General features: G+C 63.3%; 17 protein-coding genes and 1 pseudogene. 7 read left to right on the plus strand and 11 right to left on the minus strand.

Features of this window, described 5'->3' with window-relative positions; genetic code table 11:
* Positions 1-20: 20 nt before the first annotated feature.
* Entirely contained in the window at positions 21-497 is a 477-nt protein-coding gene (locus tag ACD578_RS01085) for a nucleoside deaminase (protein WP_404293634.1), read from the plus strand.
* Positions 498-560: 63 nt separating this feature from the next.
* On the opposite strand, the gene ACD578_RS01090 is transcribed toward ACD578_RS01085, so the two are convergent.
* The 4 genes from ACD578_RS01090 to purD form a co-directional block, all read right to left on the minus strand.
* A complete protein-coding gene (locus tag ACD578_RS01090) occupies positions 561-1,562 on the minus strand; it encodes a YsnF/AvaK domain-containing protein (protein WP_404290101.1) in 1,002 nt (333 codons plus the stop codon).
* 170 nt (positions 1,563-1,732) lie between these two features.
* Entirely contained in the window at positions 1,733-2,170 is a 438-nt protein-coding gene (locus ACD578_RS01095) for a YsnF/AvaK domain-containing protein (protein WP_404290103.1), read from the minus strand.
* Between the two features lie 75 nt (positions 2,171-2,245).
* Positions 2,246-3,154, minus strand: a complete 909-nt coding sequence (locus tag ACD578_RS01100) for an alpha/beta fold hydrolase (RefSeq protein WP_404290105.1) — start codon at positions 3,152-3,154, stop codon at positions 2,246-2,248.
* A gap of 144 nt (positions 3,155-3,298) precedes the next feature.
* Entirely contained in the window at positions 3,299-4,576 is a 1,278-nt protein-coding gene (gene purD / locus ACD578_RS01105) for a phosphoribosylamine--glycine ligase (protein WP_404290107.1), read from the minus strand.
* A 185-nt stretch (positions 4,577-4,761) separates the two neighbouring features.
* On the opposite strand from purD, the gene xseA reads away from it, so the two are divergent.
* Positions 4,762-6,336, plus strand: a complete 1,575-nt coding sequence (gene xseA, locus ACD578_RS01110) for an exodeoxyribonuclease VII large subunit (RefSeq protein WP_404290109.1) — start codon at positions 4,762-4,764, stop codon at positions 6,334-6,336.
* Between the two features lie 70 nt (positions 6,337-6,406).
* A complete protein-coding gene (locus ACD578_RS01115) occupies positions 6,407-6,628 on the plus strand; it encodes a DUF2093 domain-containing protein (protein ID WP_152711385.1) in 222 nt (73 codons plus the stop codon).
* A gap of 36 nt (positions 6,629-6,664) precedes the next feature.
* On the opposite strand, the gene lpxK is transcribed toward ACD578_RS01115, so the two are convergent.
* From lpxK to ACD578_RS01150, 7 genes are all read right to left on the minus strand, one after another.
* Positions 6,665-7,678: a tetraacyldisaccharide 4'-kinase gene (gene lpxK / locus ACD578_RS01120; RefSeq protein WP_404290112.1), complete on the minus strand. Its 1,014-nt coding sequence runs from the start codon at positions 7,676-7,678 to the stop codon at positions 6,665-6,667.
* Positions 7,678-8,967 carry a 3-deoxy-D-manno-octulosonic acid transferase gene (locus tag ACD578_RS01125; protein WP_404290114.1) on the minus strand — a complete coding sequence of 430 codons (1,290 nt, stop codon included), beginning with the start codon at positions 8,965-8,967 and terminating at the stop codon, positions 7,678-7,680. Before ACD578_RS01125 ends, lpxK begins: the two co-directional genes overlap by 1 nt.
* The gene (locus tag ACD578_RS01130; protein WP_404290116.1) at positions 8,964-9,698 is read right to left on the minus strand and encodes a lysophospholipid acyltransferase family protein; all 735 of its coding nucleotides are present in this window, start codon (positions 9,696-9,698) and stop codon (positions 8,964-8,966) included. Before ACD578_RS01130 ends, ACD578_RS01125 begins: the two co-directional genes overlap by 4 nt.
* Positions 9,699-9,712: 14 nt before the next feature.
* Entirely contained in the window at positions 9,713-9,946 is a 234-nt protein-coding gene (locus ACD578_RS01135) for a DUF4170 domain-containing protein (RefSeq protein ID WP_152711373.1), read from the minus strand.
* Between the two features lie 59 nt (positions 9,947-10,005).
* Positions 10,006-10,821 (minus strand): inositol monophosphatase family protein, encoded by an 816-nt coding sequence (locus ACD578_RS01140; protein ID WP_404290118.1) that lies wholly within the window; start codon positions 10,819-10,821, stop codon positions 10,006-10,008.
* Positions 10,822-10,888: 67 nt separating this feature from the next.
* Positions 10,889-11,818, minus strand: a complete 930-nt coding sequence (gene ubiA / locus ACD578_RS01145) for a 4-hydroxybenzoate octaprenyltransferase (RefSeq protein ID WP_404290120.1) — start codon at positions 11,816-11,818, stop codon at positions 10,889-10,891.
* Positions 11,819-11,834: 16 nt separating this feature from the next.
* Positions 11,835-12,305, minus strand: a complete 471-nt coding sequence (locus tag ACD578_RS01150; RefSeq protein WP_404290122.1) for a hypothetical protein — start codon at positions 12,303-12,305, stop codon at positions 11,835-11,837.
* A gap of 216 nt (positions 12,306-12,521) precedes the next feature.
* Between ACD578_RS01150 and ACD578_RS01155 the strand changes: the two genes are divergently transcribed.
* The 4 genes and pseudogenes from ACD578_RS01155 (at position 12,522) to ACD578_RS01170 (ending at position 18,864) form a co-directional block, all read left to right on the plus strand.
* Complete coding sequence (locus tag ACD578_RS01155) at positions 12,522-13,268, plus strand: 16S rRNA (uracil(1498)-N(3))-methyltransferase (protein WP_404290124.1); 747 nt, start codon at positions 12,522-12,524, stop codon at positions 13,266-13,268.
* Between the two features lie 174 nt (positions 13,269-13,442).
* A complete protein-coding gene (locus ACD578_RS01160; protein WP_152711377.1) occupies positions 13,443-14,582 on the plus strand; it encodes a carboxylate-amine ligase in 1,140 nt (379 codons plus the stop codon).
* A 258-nt stretch (positions 14,583-14,840) separates the two neighbouring features.
* Positions 14,841-16,210: pseudogene (locus ACD578_RS01165) on the plus strand (glutamate--cysteine ligase).
* Positions 16,211-16,428: 218 nt separating this feature from the next.
* Entirely contained in the window at positions 16,429-18,864 is a 2,436-nt protein-coding gene (locus ACD578_RS01170) for a hypothetical protein (RefSeq protein ID WP_404290127.1), read from the plus strand.
* Position 18,865 lies beyond the last annotated feature (1 nt).

Genomic DNA, 18,865 nt, shown 5'->3' on the forward strand with positions numbered 1-18,865 from the left:
ATTAAGGAACGAACCGATTGATGGATAACGCCGATCACGAGCCGCTTGATCCGGGAAGACCGGATCCCATGAGCGTGGCCTTCGACGAGGCCCGCGCCGCTGCGGCGCGCGGGGAGGTGCCGGTGGGGGCCGCCATCGTGAAGGACGGCCGGGTCGTCGCCTCGGCGGGCAACCGCCCGCGCGAGCTGCGGGACCCCTCAGCCCACGCGGAAATGCTCGCCATCCGCCGCGCCTGCGAGGCTCTGGACGACGAGCGGCTTTCCGGCTGCGATCTCTACGTGACGTTGGAGCCCTGCACCATGTGCGCGACCGCGATCTCGTTCGCCCGTATCCGGCGGGTCTATTACGCGGCTTACGATCCGAAGGGCGGCGCGGTCGATAACGGCGTGCGCTTCTTCGACCAGCCCACCTGCCACCACGCCCCGGAGGTTTATGGCGGCATCCGGGAGAGGGAGGCGGCGGCGCTGCTGAAGGAGTTTTTCGAGGGCCGGCGATAAAGGGTTGCATGAAACAGGCCCGGAGCGACGCTCTCCGGGCCTGCGCTTCTTCCGGTGTGAGGATTAACGGCTGTTATCCGTCGTGCCGGTGCGGGAGACGGTGTTGCCCCGCTCGTCCTCCACCTCGACCTCGGTCTTGCGAACCGTATCGGAGATCGTCTCGGTCCGCTGGTCTGCTTCCTTGCGCACGACAACCTCCTCGACGACGCGAGCCTCCTTGGAGACCACCGCTTCCTCGGCGCGTTCCTCCATCTCTATGGTACGCTCCTGGAAGAGATCGCCATCGTTGATGGATCCGGCATGCAGGGAGCCTTCGACCGGGCGGCGCTCGACGGCGACGCGCTCCTCGGAGAGGGTAACCTGCTCCTGCACGGGACGCTCGATCACATGAGAGCGAATGCGCACGCGGCCGTGGCTGACCTCGCGCTTGCCCACATGCAGCTCTTCCTCCGCCACGGGGATCACTTCGTCGCCGCGGCTTACGTCCCCGCCGTGAAGCTGGGTTCGATCAGACCCGAGATCCGTACCAAGGGCCGTGCGGTCATCAGACGTCGCATAGGTGCGATCTTGCGCGATGTCACTGTCGCGCATGTCGCTGCCGCTCGTCAGCCCTGCGCTACCCAGCATGCCGGACGATGTGGTGGCAGCGCCGGAGCCGAGATCGGAAACACCCGAACCGTAATTGCTCCAGCCTTCCGAACGCCAAGCACCCTGACGCTCGTCGAGGTCGAGAACATCGTCATTGTCGAGGATATCTACGACCCGATCCGCCTCGCCGTCATCGCAGCGTACGGCGATGAGAGCGTGGCCGCGGCGCACGCCTTCTGCATAAGCGCGAGCATCGTCACGTGGCACGCCGTTGGTGGTGAGGTAATTCTCGACGCGATCATGGTGCGATCCACCTGAGCTTTCGTCGAAGCTGCTGGCGTCATCCCAGAAGCGGTTGCTGCCCGAGTTGGTGAACATGCAGATCTTGCCCTGCGAGATGCCGGATTGCTCCAGCTCACGAACGATTGCAGAAGCTTGAGAGTCGCTGCCATAGAGGCAGGTTACAGTCTTGGCCATTGCGAAGAGCTCCAGAGGTGATCGACAAACAAATGGAATTTTGCGAAGTCTAGCTCATGCTCAATTACTGCTGCCGTATTACTCAATTCAGCACGGCTTCAGGCGCACTGATCTACCAATTGCTGCTGGGCAACTTCGTTCCCAAAATCGATTTGTTGATGCTTGCAATCTCACGAACTGGTGTTCGTGTCGTCCTCATCTGCGGGAAGCCGTTCGATGACGGCATGCTGCTTGCGAAGCTCAACCGGGATCTCAACTTCCTCCGTCGTTGCAAGCTTGCGAATGTGCACTTCCTCTTTCAGGACGAGGCGCTTTTCGATGATGAGAACTTCTTCCAGAACGGGGATGATGGTCACATTGTCTTCGACGCGGATGCCGGGAGCCTGATCCACGATGCGGTCGATGGGAACGCGCGTGATATCGACTGTCTCGCCGTCGAGCGTACCTTTTGCCAGCTCAGTCTCGACGTCGACGATTGTACGAACACGAACCTTGCCCGTTGTCACCATGCGCTTGTCGAGCCGCACTTCCTCTTCAGCACGAGCAATGACTTCCGCCTCGGAGGAGGTGTCCTGTGAGACCGGCTGGTCTGGAATGTGCTTTGTCATTGAAAAGGTCCCGTCTGCACCGGTGAACGTGCGCTGATCAGACGGGTTCCTCAGGCAGAAGCGCCAATCGAAGCTTCAGCTCTGCAGGAAAGCCTGCAGCGCCTCCAACGTCGCGCTCGGGTTTTCTTCTGCTACGAAATGCCCTGACGTGACCCCGATGCCGGTCGCTTTCGGGGCGAAGCTCTGGTGCCAGATGTCGAGTGGTTGCTTCCGGTCGCCGACGGGGCCGCTGACGAGATAATAATCGCTCCAGATCACATAGGTCGGGCACTGGATGGTCTTGCCTGCGGCGAGATCGGCTTCGTCGGCCTCGATGTCGCGGGTGGCGCCGGCCCGGTAATCCTCGCAGAAGGCGTGGATGCGGCTGGGTTCGTTGCAACTCTGCCAGTAGGAGTGGAGCGCGCGATGGTCGAAGGCACTGAGATCGCCCGCGGCCGACCATTCCCGCATCAGGCCTTCGAAATACGGGATCGGATCGCGCCCGATCTCTTCCTCGGGTTTCGGTCGGGGCTGTGAAAGATAGCCCCAGTGAACTTCCGGAATTCTGCCTGCTCCCATCTGCTCCCACACATGGTAGGTCGGCAGAATGTCGAGAAGGGCGAGCCGCTCCACCCGGCCCGGATGGTCGAGGGCGAGCCGGTACGCGACACGCGCTCCGCGGTCGTGTCCGACGACGGCGAAATGCACATGGCCCAAAGCCTCCATGACCCGCACGACATCCCGGCCCATGGCGCGCTTGGAATAGGTCTCGTGCTTCGGGTCGCCTTCCGGCGCTGAGGACCAGCCATAGCCACGCAGGTCCATGCAGACGACCTTGTGGGTCTCGGCCAGAGTCGGCGCGAGGTGGTGCCACATGGCATGGGTTTCAGGAAAGCCATGCAGCAGAACGAGCGGCTTTCCCGTGCCTTTGGAGCGGGCGAAGATGCGCCCGACCTCCGTGTCGATCCAGTGGCTTTCGAAATCGGGAAAGAGTTCGTCGCTCATGGATGGCCGCTCGCTGTTGTAAGAAGATCGCTTCCAGAAGCTAGAGCATTCCCATGCGAATTGGATGAGGCCGCTTAGGAAAAAAGAGAGTTACAACTTAAAGTGGACTATGTTCCGTCGCGTCATCCCTCGATTGAAGTACGCTCAGTTCAGCTCACGCTCCACTGCACGCCAGCCGATGTCCTTCCGGCAGAAGCCCTCCGGCCACTCGATCCTGGCAACAGCCTCATAGGCTTTCCTTTGCGCCTCGGAGATCGTGTGTCCCAACGCCGTGACATTGAGCACGCGTCCACCATTGGCAACGATCCTGTCGCCGTCCTGTTTCGTGCCGGCATGAAACACGATGACGTCGTCCAGCTCTTCAGCCTTGTCGATGCCCCTGATCTCCGAGCCCTTCTCGACTGATCCCGGATAGCCCTGCGCGGCCATGACGACGGTGAGCGCAGCTTCGTTGGTCCACTGCAGGGAGATGCTGTTCAGAACGCCGTCGCAGGCGGCAAGCAGCGCCGTCACGAGATCGGATTTCAGGCGCGGCAGCAGAACCTGGGTTTCGGGATCGCCGAGGCGGGCATTGTATTCGATGAGCTGAGGCCCGTCCTTGGTGAGCATCAGCCCGGCATAGAGGATGCCCGTATAGGGCGTGCCGCGTGCCTTCATGCCCGCGAGAGTCGGCTCGATGATGTCCCGCATGGCGCGGGCCTGGAGCTCCGGCGTCATCACGGCGGCCGGCGAATAAGCCCCCATCCCGCCGGTGTTGGGTCCCTGGTCGCCGTCGAAGACGCGCTTGTGGTCCTGCGCCGTGCCGAAGGGGATCGCATGCGTGCCGTCGCAGAGGGCAAAGAAACTCGCCTCTTCGCCTTCGAGAAACGCCTCGATCACCACCTCGGCTCCGGCCGCTCCGAGACCGCCGCCGATCATCATGTCGATGGCCTCTTCAGCCTCCTCGAAGGAGGTAGCGACGACCACGCCCTTGCCGGCGGCAAGGCCGTCCGCCTTCACCACGGTCGGCACGCCGTAACTGCGGACGTAAGCCTTGGCCGCTTCCGCATCGGTGAAGCGCCGATAGGCAGCGGTCGGGATGTTGAATTCGGCGCACAGATCCTTGGTGAAGGCCTTCGAGCCTTCGAGCTGGGCGGCGGCCTTGCTTGGCCCGAACGCCTTGATTCCCGCAGCCGTGAGATCGTCCACGAGTCCTGCCACCAGCGGCGCCTCCGGCCCGACCACGACGAAATTGACCTTCATCACCCGGCAGAGATCGATCACCGCCCGATGGTCCGTCACATCGAGCACGACATTGGTGCCGTGCTGCGCCGTGCCGGGATTGCCGGGGGCGACGAGAAGCCTGTCGCACAGGGCACTCGCCGAGAGGCTCCTGGCCAGAGCATGCTCCCGTCCGCCGGACCCGATGAGAAGAATGTTCATGACTTTCGCCTCCCTGTGCTGCTGCGCTCTTAGCGGCTATGGGCTTTTGCGCCTAGTCTTGAAAGTGCGAGGCCAAGACCTGTTTTGCGGGCGCGGCGAAATGCACAGGGGATAGGTTGCCATTGTGAACGTCTGTTGCGGCCGTGCCCTTGGCAGGCCCCGGGTGGGCGGATTAGGTTCACCTCATGTTCGCAGAAAAAGCTCCCTCGAATGCTTCCGAATGGTCGGTGTCCGATCTGGCGGGCGCCCTCAAACGCACCTTGGAGGATGCGTTCGGCCATGTGCGCTTGCGTGGCGAGGTCTCGGGCTATCGCGGGCCTCACTCGTCGGGGCATGCGTATTTTTCCCTGAAGGACCAGAATGCCCGCATCGACGCGGTGATCTGGAAAGGGGCCTTCGCCAAGCTCAAGATCCGCCCCGAGGAGGGAATGGAGGTCATCGCCACCGGGCGCATCACCACCTTTCCGGGCTCGTCCAAGTACCAGATCGTCATCGATACGCTCGAGCCCGCCGGCATCGGCGCGCTCATGGCGCTGCTCGAAGAGCGCCGCCGCAAGCTGAATGCGGAGGGGCTGTTCGCTCAGGAGCGCAAGCGCCGGCTGCCTTTCCTGCCGCAGGTGATCGGCGTCGTCACCTCGCCGACCGGCGCGGTGATCCGCGACATTCTCCACCGGCTGGAGGATCGATTCCCGCGCCGGGTGCTGGTGTGGCCCGTGCGCGTGCAGGGCGAAACCTGCGCGGCGGAGGTCGCCGCCGCCATCCGCGGCTTCAATGCGTTGGAATCCGGCGGGCGAATCCCGCGCCCCGACGTACTCATCGTGGCCCGCGGCGGCGGATCCATCGAGGACCTGTGGGGCTTCAACGAGGAGATCGTCGTGCGGGCCGCGGCCGAGAGCGGCATCCCGCTCGTCTCGGCGGTCGGCCACGAGACCGACTGGACCCTGATCGACCATGCGGCCGACATGCGTGCGCCGACGCCCACGGGCGCCGCCGAGATGGTGGTGCCGGTCCGGGTCGAGCTCATGGCCGCCGTGAACGATCTCTCCCGGCGCCATGTGGAAGCAGCCCTTCGCCTTGTGGAGCGCCGCCGGTCGGACCTGCGCGCCACGGCCCGTGCCCTGCCGAGCCCAGAGGCCCTGTTCTCGCCCAAGCGGCAGCGGCTCGATCTTGCGGCCACCAAGCTCTATCCGGCGCTCGCCCGCAACGCCCGCGGCCACGAGGAGCGGCTGCTCAAGGTTGCGCGCCAGCTTGCCCATGTGTCGCCGGTGGCCAACGTCGCCCGCATGCGCGCCAGGCTCGATGCGGTGGGGCCGCGCCCTTACAATGCAGCCTGCCGCTCCATCCTGCTGCGCGAGGAGAGCCTGAAGCAGATCGGCCGCCGTCTGGTGGTGTCCCGAGAGGCGCTGTTGCGCGCCGAGCGGGTGCGTCTTGCTCAAGGGCATGAACTCACCCAGCGGGTCGCCGAACGCCTCGGGCCGGCGCTGCAAGGCCAGATTGCCCGCAAGGCCGACAAGCTGGACGCAGTGTCCAAGCTCTTCGACAGCCTCAGCTACAAATCCGTGCTCAAGCGCGGCTTCGCCCTCGTCCGCGATGCGGACGGACAGCCGCTCAACTCGGCGGAGGCGGTGCTGGACGGCCAGGCCCTCGTGCTCGAATTCGCCGACGGCAAGGCGGATGCCACCGGTGGGCGGATCGGGACGAGGCCAAGGGTAGCCAAGCCGAAGCTTGTGGCGGCGGAAGAGCAGGGCGCCTTGTTTTGATTGAGGATTGGAAATCCTCGTCTAGCCTGCTTATGTGGAAGACAGCGCAACGCATTTCTTGATGTCATCGATGTTGAACAAGATCGAACGCAGCGGCGGCGAAGCCGTCGTGCAATATCTCGACAGCAACCTCCGGGTCTTGAAGCCCGGGGCGTATGTGCGTTGCGCGGTGACGGGTGTCGAGATCCCCCTCGACGAGTTGAAGTATTGGAGCGTCGAGAGGCAGGAGGCCTATGCCTCGCCCGAGGCGGTGATGATGCGCATCACCGGCGGGGGCGGGCCTCAAAAGTAGAGTGCTTCCGGCGAGGTGGATCCGGTTCGCCGTCGTTCATGCGACATGCAGCCGCCTTTCGTTGATGCGGCGCAGGAGCAGGTTGCGCAGGCCCGCCTCGTTCTCGATCCGAAGCCGCACCCGCAGCACCATCAGATCCGGCCAAGGCTCGGCCTCCTTCACCGCCGCGATCCGTGCAAAATCCTTCTCCGTGGTCACGGCCTGAAGCCCGCGTGCCTCCGCTTCCTGGCGCAGAGCCGTGAGTTCGGCCGCCTTGTAGCGATGGTGGTCGGGGAACGGATGTACGGCTTCGACGATGGCGCCGCAGGCGTGCAGGGTGTCGAAGAACTTTTCGGGCCGTCCGATCCCTGCAAAGGCCAGCACCTTCTTGCCTTGGAGGGATTTGGCCACATCCATTGCCGGTTCGAGCCTTGCTCCGAACACGCGCTTGCCGCGCCGTTCAGCTTCCTCGGCAATCTGTCGTCCCGGCTCTCCACTGCCGATGATGAGAACCGCATCGATGGCGGGCCATTGCACTTTCATTGGCGCGCGCAGCGGCCCGGCAGGCAAAGGCAAACCATTGCCGATTCCCGTTGCTCCATCCACGACTGCAATGGCGCAATCCTTGATCAGCGACGGATTCTGGAGCCCGTCATCCATGATGACGACGGTCGATCCTATCTCGTAGGACAGCCGGGCCCCGGCCGGGCGGTCGCGGGAGACGATGGTTCGCGCCGCGCCCGAGAGCAGGATGGGTTCGTCGCCCACATCGAAGGCCGTGTGCTTCATCCGGACCTGCACCGGGCCGCGCAGGCGACCGCCATAACCCCGTGACAGGAAGGCGGGGCTTTCACCCGCCGCATCGAGTATCTTGGCGACGGCAAGTGCCGTCGGTGTCTTGCCGGCGCCGCCCACGGTGAAATTCCCGATGCAGATGATGGGAAGATCCGCCTTCTCGCCCTGTCGCCGCATCCGTTGCGCGGCGATGGAGGTGTAGATGATGCCGGCTGGGCGCAGCAGACTGGCCTGCAGCGAGGGGGAGGGCTGCCACCAGAAGCGTGGTGCGCGCATCAGCGGCGCGCTCCCAGTTTCGCCTGGACGATGAAGGGCTCGACCGATTGCATCGTCCGGTCCACGGCGCCGCCGAGCGCCTGCACAGCCTCCCCGGACTTGCGAGCCATATCGCGCGTAAGGGCCGCGTTGTTCAGCAATTCGTTGACCGCCCGCGCCAGGGTGGCGCTGTCCTTCACCATTACTGCGCCCCGCGACCGATCGAGGGCCTCATAGATCTCGGTGGCGGTATGGACATGTGGTCCGTGCAGGATGGCCGCGCCCAGCTTGGCCGGCTCGATCGGGTTATGCCCGCCGATGGGAACTAGAGTGCCGCCCATGAGGACGATGGGGGAGAGCCGGTAGAACAGGCCCATCTCGCCGACCGTGTCGACCACGTAGATATCCGTCGCCCGATCGGGGTGAATGCCCTCGGAGCGCCGGCTGGCGCGCAGATCGGCCTGTCTGGCAAGGGAGGCAACGTCCGGCCCGCGATGGGGATGCCGTGGGGCGATGATGGTGAGCAGGTGAGGATGGCGATTCGCCAAGGCGCGGTGCACGGCGATGATCGCACTTTCCTCGCCGGGATGCGTGCTGGCTGCAAGCCAGACCGGGCGCCCTGCAATCAGCCCCGAGAGATGTGCCACCACCCGCGGGTCCGCTGGCGGGGGAGCCGCATCGAATTTGATGTTGCCCGTCACGATCACCCGGGGAGCACCGAGCCGTGCCAGACGTTCGGCGTCGTCGGACGTTTGGGCAAGGCATAGGGCGAACCGTTCGAGAAGGCCTCTGATGATGCCCGGCATTTTCTGCCAGCGCTGGTACGATCGATCCGACATGCGGCCGTTGACCATGACGAGCGGGATGTCACGCTCGGCCAGCGCCATGATCGTGTTCGGCCAGATCTCGGATTCCGCGATCAGGGCCAGATCGGGATGCCAGTGCTCCAGGAAGCGTTTTATATAACGTGGCACGTCCAGCGGGACAAACTGATGAATGGCGCCGGGCGGAAGCCGCCGGGCGATCAGAGAGGCCGATGTCTTCGTGCCTGATGTCACCAGGACCGCAAGGCCGCGCTGGGTCATCCGTTCCACGATCGGCAGCAGGGACAGGGTCTCGCCGATGCTGGCACCATGAACCCACATCAGGTGGCCCTTGGGCCGTTGGCGGCTGGGATAGCCCTGCCGCTCGCCGAGCCGCGTGCGATCCTCGCGACCCTTGTGCCGGCGCCAATACAGGAGGCCGAGCACGGCCGGCTCCAGCATGGACACCGCCGTGCGGTAGGCCTTGAAGATGATCGGGAAGCTCATGCCCGGAAGCCTCCCATGAGCACGGGACTGGGTTTGGCGCCCGGATCCCTCGATCCGATCAGAGCATAGGCCCGCTCGTGCACTCGGTCGAGTTCCCTCTCGACGGTCTTTCTTAAGGATTCCAGCGTCTGCTCGTCCGCTTCCCGCGGGATATGGATCTGATCTCCGAGCACCATGGCTCCGCGGCCGAACGGCAGCCCGATGCTGGCCCTGTCCCAGCTGTCGAAGTCGATGCGGCGGCTCGTGACCACGGCGACCGGCACGATGGGACGACCGGACAGCTGGGACAGAGTGACGATACCTTGGCCGCAGATCCGCGAAATCTTCGGGACGTCGGCGGTCATCACCACCATCTCTCCATCGCTCAAGGCCCGCAGCATGGCCCGCATGGCCTGGGCACCGCCCTTCTTGCGGATGTCGCGGCCGCGTGCACCGGAGCCGCGGATGGCCCGCACCCCCAGATGGCGCAGCGCGACGGCATTGAACTCACCGTCGCCCGAGCGTGAGACGAGGCTCGCGGCGCGGTCCTGCGGCCTCTTGGCGAAATGGATCATGAAATGCTGCCCGTGCCACATGGCGGCGATCACGGGCATCTCGACTCGGTCATAAGCATCGGCCGGCTCCATGACGAACCGGTTCGTGCGCTGCACGAACTTGAGATAGCCCGCGACAAGAAAGCCCAGGATTTCCTGGACCGCTCGCGACCGGGTGATGCGCTTCATGAAACCCATTGTGACCTGAGGAATCAGCCGATCTGCGGATCCAGCAGGCGGTGAAGGTGGACGATGAAGTAGCGCATCTGCGCATTGTCCACCGTCGCCTGTGCCTTGGCCTTCCAGGCCGCGTGAGCACTGGCATAGTTCGGGAAGATTCCGACGATTTCGAGCTTGGAAAGATCCTTGAAGTCGACGGATTCGAGGCTGCTGAGTTCGCCGCCGAAAACCAGATGCAGGAGTTGCTTGCCAGGCGTGTCGGTCATGATGATAGGGCTCTTCTGAAGAGGGTTGGAGGGTCGGTGTTGATGTGAGCCAACTTTGTTCAGGCTCTCATGGCTCCAATAGCACGAGGATGCAACCGTGACGCAACGGCAATCATCTCATCGTGGGAGGGATAAGGCTTGTTGTAGATCGGGGTCGAACCGTCGAGACCGGTCAGGCATGCGCCTGCTTCCTGCAGGATGAGGTCCGCGGCCGCGATGTCCCAATCCTGGGCATTGGCCGAGACGAGGCCGATATCGATGGAGCCTTCCGCCACCCGCGCCAGTCTGAGCGCCAGGGACGGCACCTTGGGCAGGCGCTCGACCGGGCCCATGTGGCGCTCGAGCTGGTCCACGAGAGGCTTGGGCCCCGCAACCCGGGCATGTGGGACATCTTCGGCCTCGGACACCTGCAGCCTCTCGCCGTTGCACCAGGCTCCTTCGCTGATCCTTGCTTCGTAAAGACGATCATGGATCGGCGCATAGAGGATGCCGAGAACCGGCCTGGCGTCCCTGACCAGGGCGATGGAGATGGCCCAATCGGGATGGCCCGAGGCAAAGGCCCGGGTGCCATCGATGGGGTCGACGATCCAGACATAGCTCTGCTCAAGGCGCGCCGGGTCGTCGGCCGTCTCCTCCGAAAGCCAGCCGGCTTGGGAAAACAGCGCGGAGAGATGCTCCTTCAGGAAAACGTCGAGGGCGATATCCGCTTCGGTCACCGGGGAGCTGTGCCCCTTGTACCAGAGCTTGGCCGCCGTCTGCGCGCCGGCGCGGAAATAGGGCAGGGCCAGATCTCCCGCCCGGCGGGCGGCATCCCGCACGGCGGGCGCGAGGGAGGGGCCTGGATGAGATGAAGGAGACAGCATCGAACCTGACATGGGGGCCATCGGGAGGAGATACCATATCCCTCGAGCCCAAACCTTCCTTTTCGAAAGGTCGGCCTTTCTAGACGAGGCAGTCGAGGGTCATGGCCGCGAACAGGATCAGGCCCGCATCCCGATTCGAGCGGAAGAGACGCAGTGCGCCGGTGCCGTCCGCCCGGTCGATGCGGGCGACCTGCCAGCCCAGGTGAACGGCAAAGAGGCTCAAGCCGGCAAAGGATGGCAAGCCTGCGCCTGCCAGAACCAGCGATGCGGTGATGGAGACGATGGTCAGCGCATAGCAGATGCCGACGCCGAGCTTCACGTTCTCGCCGAAGAACCGGGCCGAGGATTTGATCCCGGCAATCTCGTCGTCCTCGATGTCCTGCAGGGCATAGATCGTGTCGTAGCCCACCACCCAGGCGATGCTGCCGAGATAGAGCAGGATGGCGGCCCAGCCCAAAGATCCGAAGGCGGCCGTCCAGCCCATCAGGGCCCCCCAGGCGAAGGCGAGGCCCAGCACGATCTGCGGCATCCAGAAGAAGCGCTTCATGAAGGGGTAGAGCGCGACGATGCCAAGCGAGGCGAAGCCGGTCGCGATCGCGAAGGCATTGAACTGGAGCAGGACCAGAAGGCCCAGGATGGCCTGAAGCGCGAGAAAGGCCAGAGCCCCTTTCAGGGTGACCTGGCCTGAGGGAAGGGGGCGCTGACGGGTGCGCTCGACGCGGGTGTCGAGATCCCGGTCGACGATGTCGTTATAGGTGCAGCCCGCTCCACGCATGGCCACGGCGCCGATCAGGAAGAGGAGGCAATGGACCGGGTTCGGCCAGGGCTGTCCCGCCGCGATGGCGGCGAGCGCCGCCGACCACCAGCAGGGCAGGAGAAGCAGCCACCAGCCGATGGGTCGCTCGATACGGGCGAGGCGCAGGTAAGGCTTGAGGCCCGCCGGCGCCGATCGTTCGGCCCAATGGCCCTTGACGGCATCAGGCAGGGACGGGTCCGCGGGACGCTCCATAACTTAAAGGACCGGCTTAGAGCGCGCCCTTCGGGACGCTCAGGGTGCCGGTCAGACCGCCGCCCATCTTGCCGGCAGGACCACCTTGCTGAGTCTGCTGCTGCTTGGCGCGCTTTTCCATCTCGGCCATCTTCGCGACAGCGCCGCAGGCCTGACCCTTGAACTGCTGGGAGCGCTTGTGATCCTCGGCAAAGCTCTGGACCAGCTGATCGGGAACCTGGCACCAATCCTTGTTGTCGGTCATCCACTTCTGACCGGCGGAGCCATTGGTCACGAGCTTCGAGAAGATGGTGCAGGCTGCGCGCGGGTCGATCTGCTTGTTCTTGCCACCATTAGTGAGCTTGTTGACCTGCTGGATCAGGCTCTGCCGCTCCTGCAGAATCTTCTGCCCTTCCTGGCAGGCGCTCGACTGCGCGAAGGCAGGAGCTGTCACGAAAATGCCGGCGACGGCCAACGCAGCCAGAAGATGCGAACGGATATGCATCATGCCCAAAATTCCCTCAAAAAGCGCGCGACGTCTCGCACGCCTGCGTTCTGTTAACAGGTTCAGGGCCTTGAGGCCAAGAGGCGAATGGTCGCCTTAAGCTTAAGCTGTGCCATCCCGCACCTGAATTTCACGTGACCAAAAGGGCCGACCCACTCCCTCGGGGCGGGGGAACTTGATACAGGGAGAGCGGTTCAGCACAAGGTTCCCAGATCCCCAATGGCCGAATACGATTTCAACGCTCCCCGTCTCTTCATCGATGCGCCCCTCCAGGCCGGGGCCAGGATCGCCCTCGACCGGGGACAGGCCAATTACCTGCTCAACGTCCTGCGCCTGAAGGCCGGGGAAAGCGTGCTGATCTTCAACGGGCAGGATGGGGAATGGCGCGCCGAAGTCGAGGTCGAGGGGCGCAAGGCCGCCGGTCTCGTCTGCGTGGAGCGGACCCGGGAGCAGGGGGCTGCCCCCGACATCATCTATGCCTTTGCGCCGCTCAAGCACGCCCGCCTCGACTATATGGTCCAGAAGGCGGTGGAGATGGGAGCGGGCGTACTCCAGCCCATCCTGACGCGCCGGACCCAGGCCTCCCGGGTCAATCTCGAGCGCATGCGCAGCAACGCCGCCGAGGCGGCCGAGCAGTGCGGGATCCTATCGATTCCGGAGGTGCGCGAAGAAGAGAATTTGGAGCGTTTTCTCAAGGGGTTGGAGAAAGATCGCCTGGTCGTTTTCTGCGACGAGAATGCGCCGGTTTCGAACCCTGTCGCGGCTCTGGCCAAGCTTGGGAACAATCAAGCTGGTCTGGCCGTTATTGTGGGCCCCGAAGGAGGGTTCACCGATCAGGAGAGAGCGCTTGTCGCCGCCCACGAAAGATGTGTTTGCGTATCGTTGGGTCCGCGAATCCTGCGAGCTGACACAGCCGCTGTGGCCGCGCTGGCGATCGTTCAGGCCGTGCTTGGCGATTGGAACTGACCTCATCGTCCGACAACGGCTAAAACCAAACCGCCTCTAGCTTCAAAAGCTTAGCAGTTTCGCGTCGATTCGCCCCATTCTGGCCCCATTAAGCCGGAGTTTGGGCTCGGTCGCCGCAGGCCGGTCCGCATGCGCGAAAGGCCATTTCTGAATAAGAACAGAGGACACAGGGAAATGAGCTGGGACTTCAAGTTCGGCATCGAGGAAGAGTATTTCGTCAACGATGCGCCGAGACGGGATATCGCCAGGGGGAGGATCAAGGAATTCTTCGCCGCCTGCCGTGACAACATCTCCGGCGACATCCAGCCCGAGATGCTGGAGCCGCAGATCGAGGTCGCGAGCAAGCCGGCCGTGGAATTCTCCGAGGCCCGCGCGCAGCTTGCCGAGCTGCGCTCGTCGGTGGGATCCGTCGCCCGCGATTTCGGCCTGTCCATCATGGCCTCCGGCACCCATCCGCTCGCCATCTGGTCCCGGGTGCGTCCCACGGCGCAGCCACGCTATGGCAAGGTCATGCACGACCTGCAGATGCTCGGCAGCCGCAACGTGCTGTGCGGCATGCATGTCCATGTGGAAGTGCCCGACCTGAGTATGCGCGTGGACATCATGAACCGGATCCAGCCCTACCTGCCGCTGCTGCTCGCGCTCTCGACCTCCTCGCCGTTCTGGCAGGCGCAGCGCACGGGTCTTCTCGGCTACCGGCTTGCGGCCTATCGCGAGCTGCCGCGCACGGGATTCCCCGACCTCTTCGAGAGCGCGCAGGACTATCAGCGCTATATCGACACCCTCGTGGCCGCCCGCGCCATCGAGAATTCCAGCTATGTCTGGTGGGTCATCCGGCCGTCCCTGAAGCATCCGACCCTCGAGCTGCGCGTCGCCGACAGCTGCACCCGGCTCGACGACACCATCGCGATTGCCGCGCTCTATCGCTGCCTTGTCCGCCGCCTGAGCCTGGATACCACGCTGAACGCCGGACAGACGGGCGCCTCCCGCGCCATCAACGACGAGAACGGCTGGCGGGCCCAGCGCTACGGCATCCACGGCAGCTTCGTCGATGAGAAGACGCGCACCGCAAAGCCGGTGCGGGAGCTCCTCGACGAGACGCTCGATCTCGTGGCCGAGGATGCCAAGGCCCTCGGCTGCCAGCGCGAGCTCGATCTCGCCCGCTGGATCGTGGCCCGCGGCACCAGTGCCGACCAGCAGCTGACGCTCTATACTGAAGCGGTCGGCCGCGGCCTGTCGAACCGGGACGCGCTTGCCGGCGTTGTCGACTGGCTCAGTGCGGAGACGATGGGAGAAACGACGATCCGTCACTAGCACATCGTGCGGAACCGAAGGTCTGCGCCTGCGAAAAGTGGACCCTGTTTTCCGCATCAACGGTGCGCCAGCGATGAGGAGAAGCATCGGACCACCCTCGAAAGCGGTATCCACTTTTGAGGCCGATGCTTTGATGGGGGCGGCACCGCCTCGTCGCTTTTATGTCTTCGTCCCTCATTGCGCCTTGGCCTTAAGCCCCTTATGGAGTCCCGACCCTGAGTCGGCGCGCCTTGAACGCGCTTTTTGATGAGGTGATGCATGGCGCGGGACGTATCCGATACGACCCCCATTGGTGCACGGTCGGAGCTCGTGGATTGGATCGCCTCCGGCGAGAAGCCGCGCGAGGCTTGGCGGCTCGGCACCGAACACGAGAAGATTCCGTTCTACACGGCCGATGCCACGCCCGTGCCCTATGACGGGGGCAAGGCATTCGCGCCCTCCTGGAGGGCTTGCAGGAGCGCACCGGCTGGGCGCCGATCATGGAGGGCGACCACCCCATCGGTCTCGCCGACGAGGTCGGCGGCGGAGCGATTTCGCTCGAACCCGGCGGGCAGTTCGAGCTGTCGGGTGCGCCGCTCGAGACGCTGCACGAGACCGCCCGCGAGACGGCGCAGCATATCGCCGATGCGAAGGCTGTCGCGGAGGGACACGGCATCGGCTTTCTCACGCTCGGCATGAGTCCGCTCTGGACGCGCGCCGAGACCCCTGTGATGCCGAAAGCCCGTTACCGCATCATGACGGACTACATGCCGAAGGTCGGCTCGCTCGGCCTCGACATGATGTACCGCACGTCCACCGTGCAGGTGAATATGGACTATGCGTCCGAAGCCGACATGGTGAAGAAGCTGCGCGTCTCAATCGCGCTGCAGCCGATTGCGACCGCGGTCTTCGCCAACTCGCCCTTCACCGACGGCAGGCCCAACGGCTACCTGTCCATGCGTTCGCAGATCTGGCGCGACACGGATAACAATCGCGCAGGCATGATTCCCTTCGTGTTCGAGGACGGGTTCGGCTACGAGCGTTATGTGGATTGGGTGCTCGACGTGCCGATGTATTTCGTCAAGCGCGACTCGACCTATCACGACGTGGCGGGCTCTTCCTTCCGCGACCTCTTTGCTGGCAGGCACCCTCAATTGCCGGGCGAACACGCGACGCGCTCGGATTGGGCGAACCACGTTTCCACTGTCTTTCCGGAAGTGCGTCTCAAGCGCTATCTCGAAATGCGCGGTGCAGATGTGGGCAACCTCGAACACATCGTGGCTCTCTCGGCCTTCTGGACAGGCCTTCTTTACGATGACGCCGCTCTCGACGGTGCGTGGGAACTGGTGAAGCATTGGAATGCGGACGAACGCGAGCAACTGCGCGCCGACGTCCCGAAGCAGGCCCTCAAGGCCCGCATCGCGGGCCGCTCCGCGCAGGAGGTCGCCCGGGACGCGCTGGCGCTCTCCCGCGCCGGTCTCCAGCGCCGCGCGCATCGCGACGAAGCGGGCCGTGACGAGACGCTTCATCTTGCCTATGTGGAAGAGATCGTCGCCTCGGGCCGCACGCCGGCAGAGCGGCTGCTGGAATTGTACCACGGGTCGTGGGGTGGATCGGTTCTGCCTGCCTTTAGGACATGCGTGTTCTAGCACGGGAAGGGCGGCGGGGTCTCCGTCGCCCCTGACACTCTTCAGGCGCCGAAATTCTCCGCAGCCGAGGCGCAATATCCTTTCTTGAGGAGGGGACTTTTCTTATCGGTCTTTATAACATAATAACGTTCATCGAATTGCTTGGTCCAAATGACTCTGCCGTGGAGACCCTGGCAGGTGTCCTGTCCAGGACCGAAGCCCTGCAGGGGAGATGAACGATGGCCGGTCCGCAGATCCACAATCTTGGCTTTACGTCCATTCTGCGAAAACCTGGGGAACCCGTCTTCATCGACCAGGGAAGTGATGCGGTCGTCGTGGAAGGGGATCATCCCTTCCGATACCTCGATGTCTATTTTGGACCCTCAGAGGTGACCGATGTTCTCGGTGTCCGCACCACGGTGGGCGAGGTCGAGTTCCCGGACGGTCTCGAGACAGGCAAGAAGATCATCGTTGCGAACGTGGAAATCGGATTTGTCTCTTACGCCGATCAAGACGCCCTTCAATTCGAGTTTAATGACGATGCGACGGCCGAGCGGGTTCAGACTCTCATCCGTTCGCTGACATACACCGACGAATCGACCGAAACCGGTTTCTCGAATACCCGGTACCTGACGGTTGCCCTAACGGATAGCAATAACGATTATGCTCAATTCGAGGTCACCGTCGGCGACGGCATTCAGGGAACGGCCGGGGACGACGTCTTCACGGCCGAAGAAGATGCGATCGGTTCAGGAGACGAACTGGACGGGGGAGCGGGCAACGATACCCTTAAGTTGACCGGCGGATACTATCGTCTTGATCTCATGAGCAAGCTCACGGGTGTCGAAACCCTCGAAGGCTCATCGACGGATGATTTGATCATAATCGAGAGCGAGCAACTGGCCGGACTTCGGCGGATCGACGGAAAGGGAGGTGGAGCCATAGGGGATAAGCTCTTCGTCGATGGCACGGATATCGATCTGACCGTCAAGACGATCTCGGGCTTCGACATCCATCTCAGGTCCGACCTTGCCGAGATTACGGTCGATGGTTTCGATTTGGCGCAGCATGTTTACGGGTATGAAACCGACAATGACACGCTGATCCTGAAATCCGGAACGCTCAGTGCCGACGAACGGCTTCTGATCCATCGGCACGGGATCGATACGATCGTCACGCTCGACGGTCACCCCCCGACGACGCACCATGCCCCTCAGCTGACGGCCTTCGCCGAGGGCGCTGTCCACGCGGAACGGGGAAAGCTGACGTTCCTCGATGTGGGCCGAAACGCCGGTCTCAGCGCCGATGATGGCCTCATAAGAACGCTGCAGGTTTTTCTCCTCGGGGATGACTCGCACGAGAGGTTGGGGATTGATGCGTCCAACGGCATTGCGCTCGTCGGTTCCGCTTCATCCGGACAGAAGATCTTCGTCGATGGAACCCATATCGGTGAGCTGTACGATAACGACAGCTTCATAAGCGTTTACTTCAATGGGAGCGCGGTGCCTGCGCTCGTTCAGAAGGTCATTCAATCCCTCACCTATCGCAACGACGGCGAGGGTGGGGCTGGAACACGGCAGATCACCCTTGTTCTGGACGATCCGGGCCTCCGCGAAACGACCGTCCAGTTCAACGTCGATCTCGCGGCGAGCGTCCCTCCCGAGCCGAACAAGCCGCCGACGGATATCGCGCTTCAAGGCTCGTCCGTTCTCGAACTGGCGGCGAACGGCACCAGGATCGGCGACTTCTCGGCCACGGATGCGGCAGGCAGCAGCTTCACGTTCCAGATCCTCAAGGCGGACGGGACCTGGGGCGCGACGGACGGGCGTTTCACGATTGAAGGCAGTCAGCTGAAGGTGGCGAATGGCCTCCTGCTCGATTACGAGCAGGCCAAATCCTATACGATCAAGATCAAGGTCACCGATGGAGGAGGGCTTAGCTCCGAGAAGGAGTTCGTCGTGACCGTCGGTGACGTCAATCCTGAGAATGCCAGTGGATCTGCCGGAAGCGACTCGCTTGTCGGCGGTTCGGGGGACGACATCCTGAACGGCATGGCAGGGGCAGACGTTCTGGTGGGTGGCGGCGGGAATGATACCTACTATGTCGACGATGCCAACGATCGGGTGATCGAGACTGCCACCGGCGGGATAGCCGATGAGATCTACACCACCATCAGCTACACCTTGGCGGCCTATGTAGAGCGTCTCACGGGCAGCGGCTCCGCGGCAATCAACCTGACCGGCAATGCCCTATCCAACAGGATCAAGGGGAATGCCGCCGCCAACAAGATCAACGGGGGCAACGGCGACGACACGCTCGCCGGCGGTGCTGGCAACGACAGGCTCACCGGTGGCAACGGCAAGGATGTGTTCGTGTTCGACACGGCTCCGGCCAGGTCCGGCAACAAGGACACGATTATCGACTGGAGCGCCAAACACGATACGATCCAGCTTGAGAACGCCGTCTTCAAGGCGCTGAAGAAGACCGGCGGGCTCAGCAAGTCTCATTTCGTCAAAGCGGCCAAGGCGCTCGATGGCAACGACTACGTCGGGTACGACGCAACGACGGGCAATCTCTGGTACGATCACAACGGCAGCAAGGTCGGCGGTCAGTTGGTCTTCGCCAATATCGGCAAGCACAAGTCCATTGCTTTCAACGACTTTCTTGTCATTTGAT

The organism is Microvirga sp. RSM25, from assembly GCF_044784385.1.
In the GTDB taxonomy this organism is placed as follows: Bacteria; Pseudomonadota; Alphaproteobacteria; order Rhizobiales; family Beijerinckiaceae; genus Microvirga; species Microvirga tunisiensis.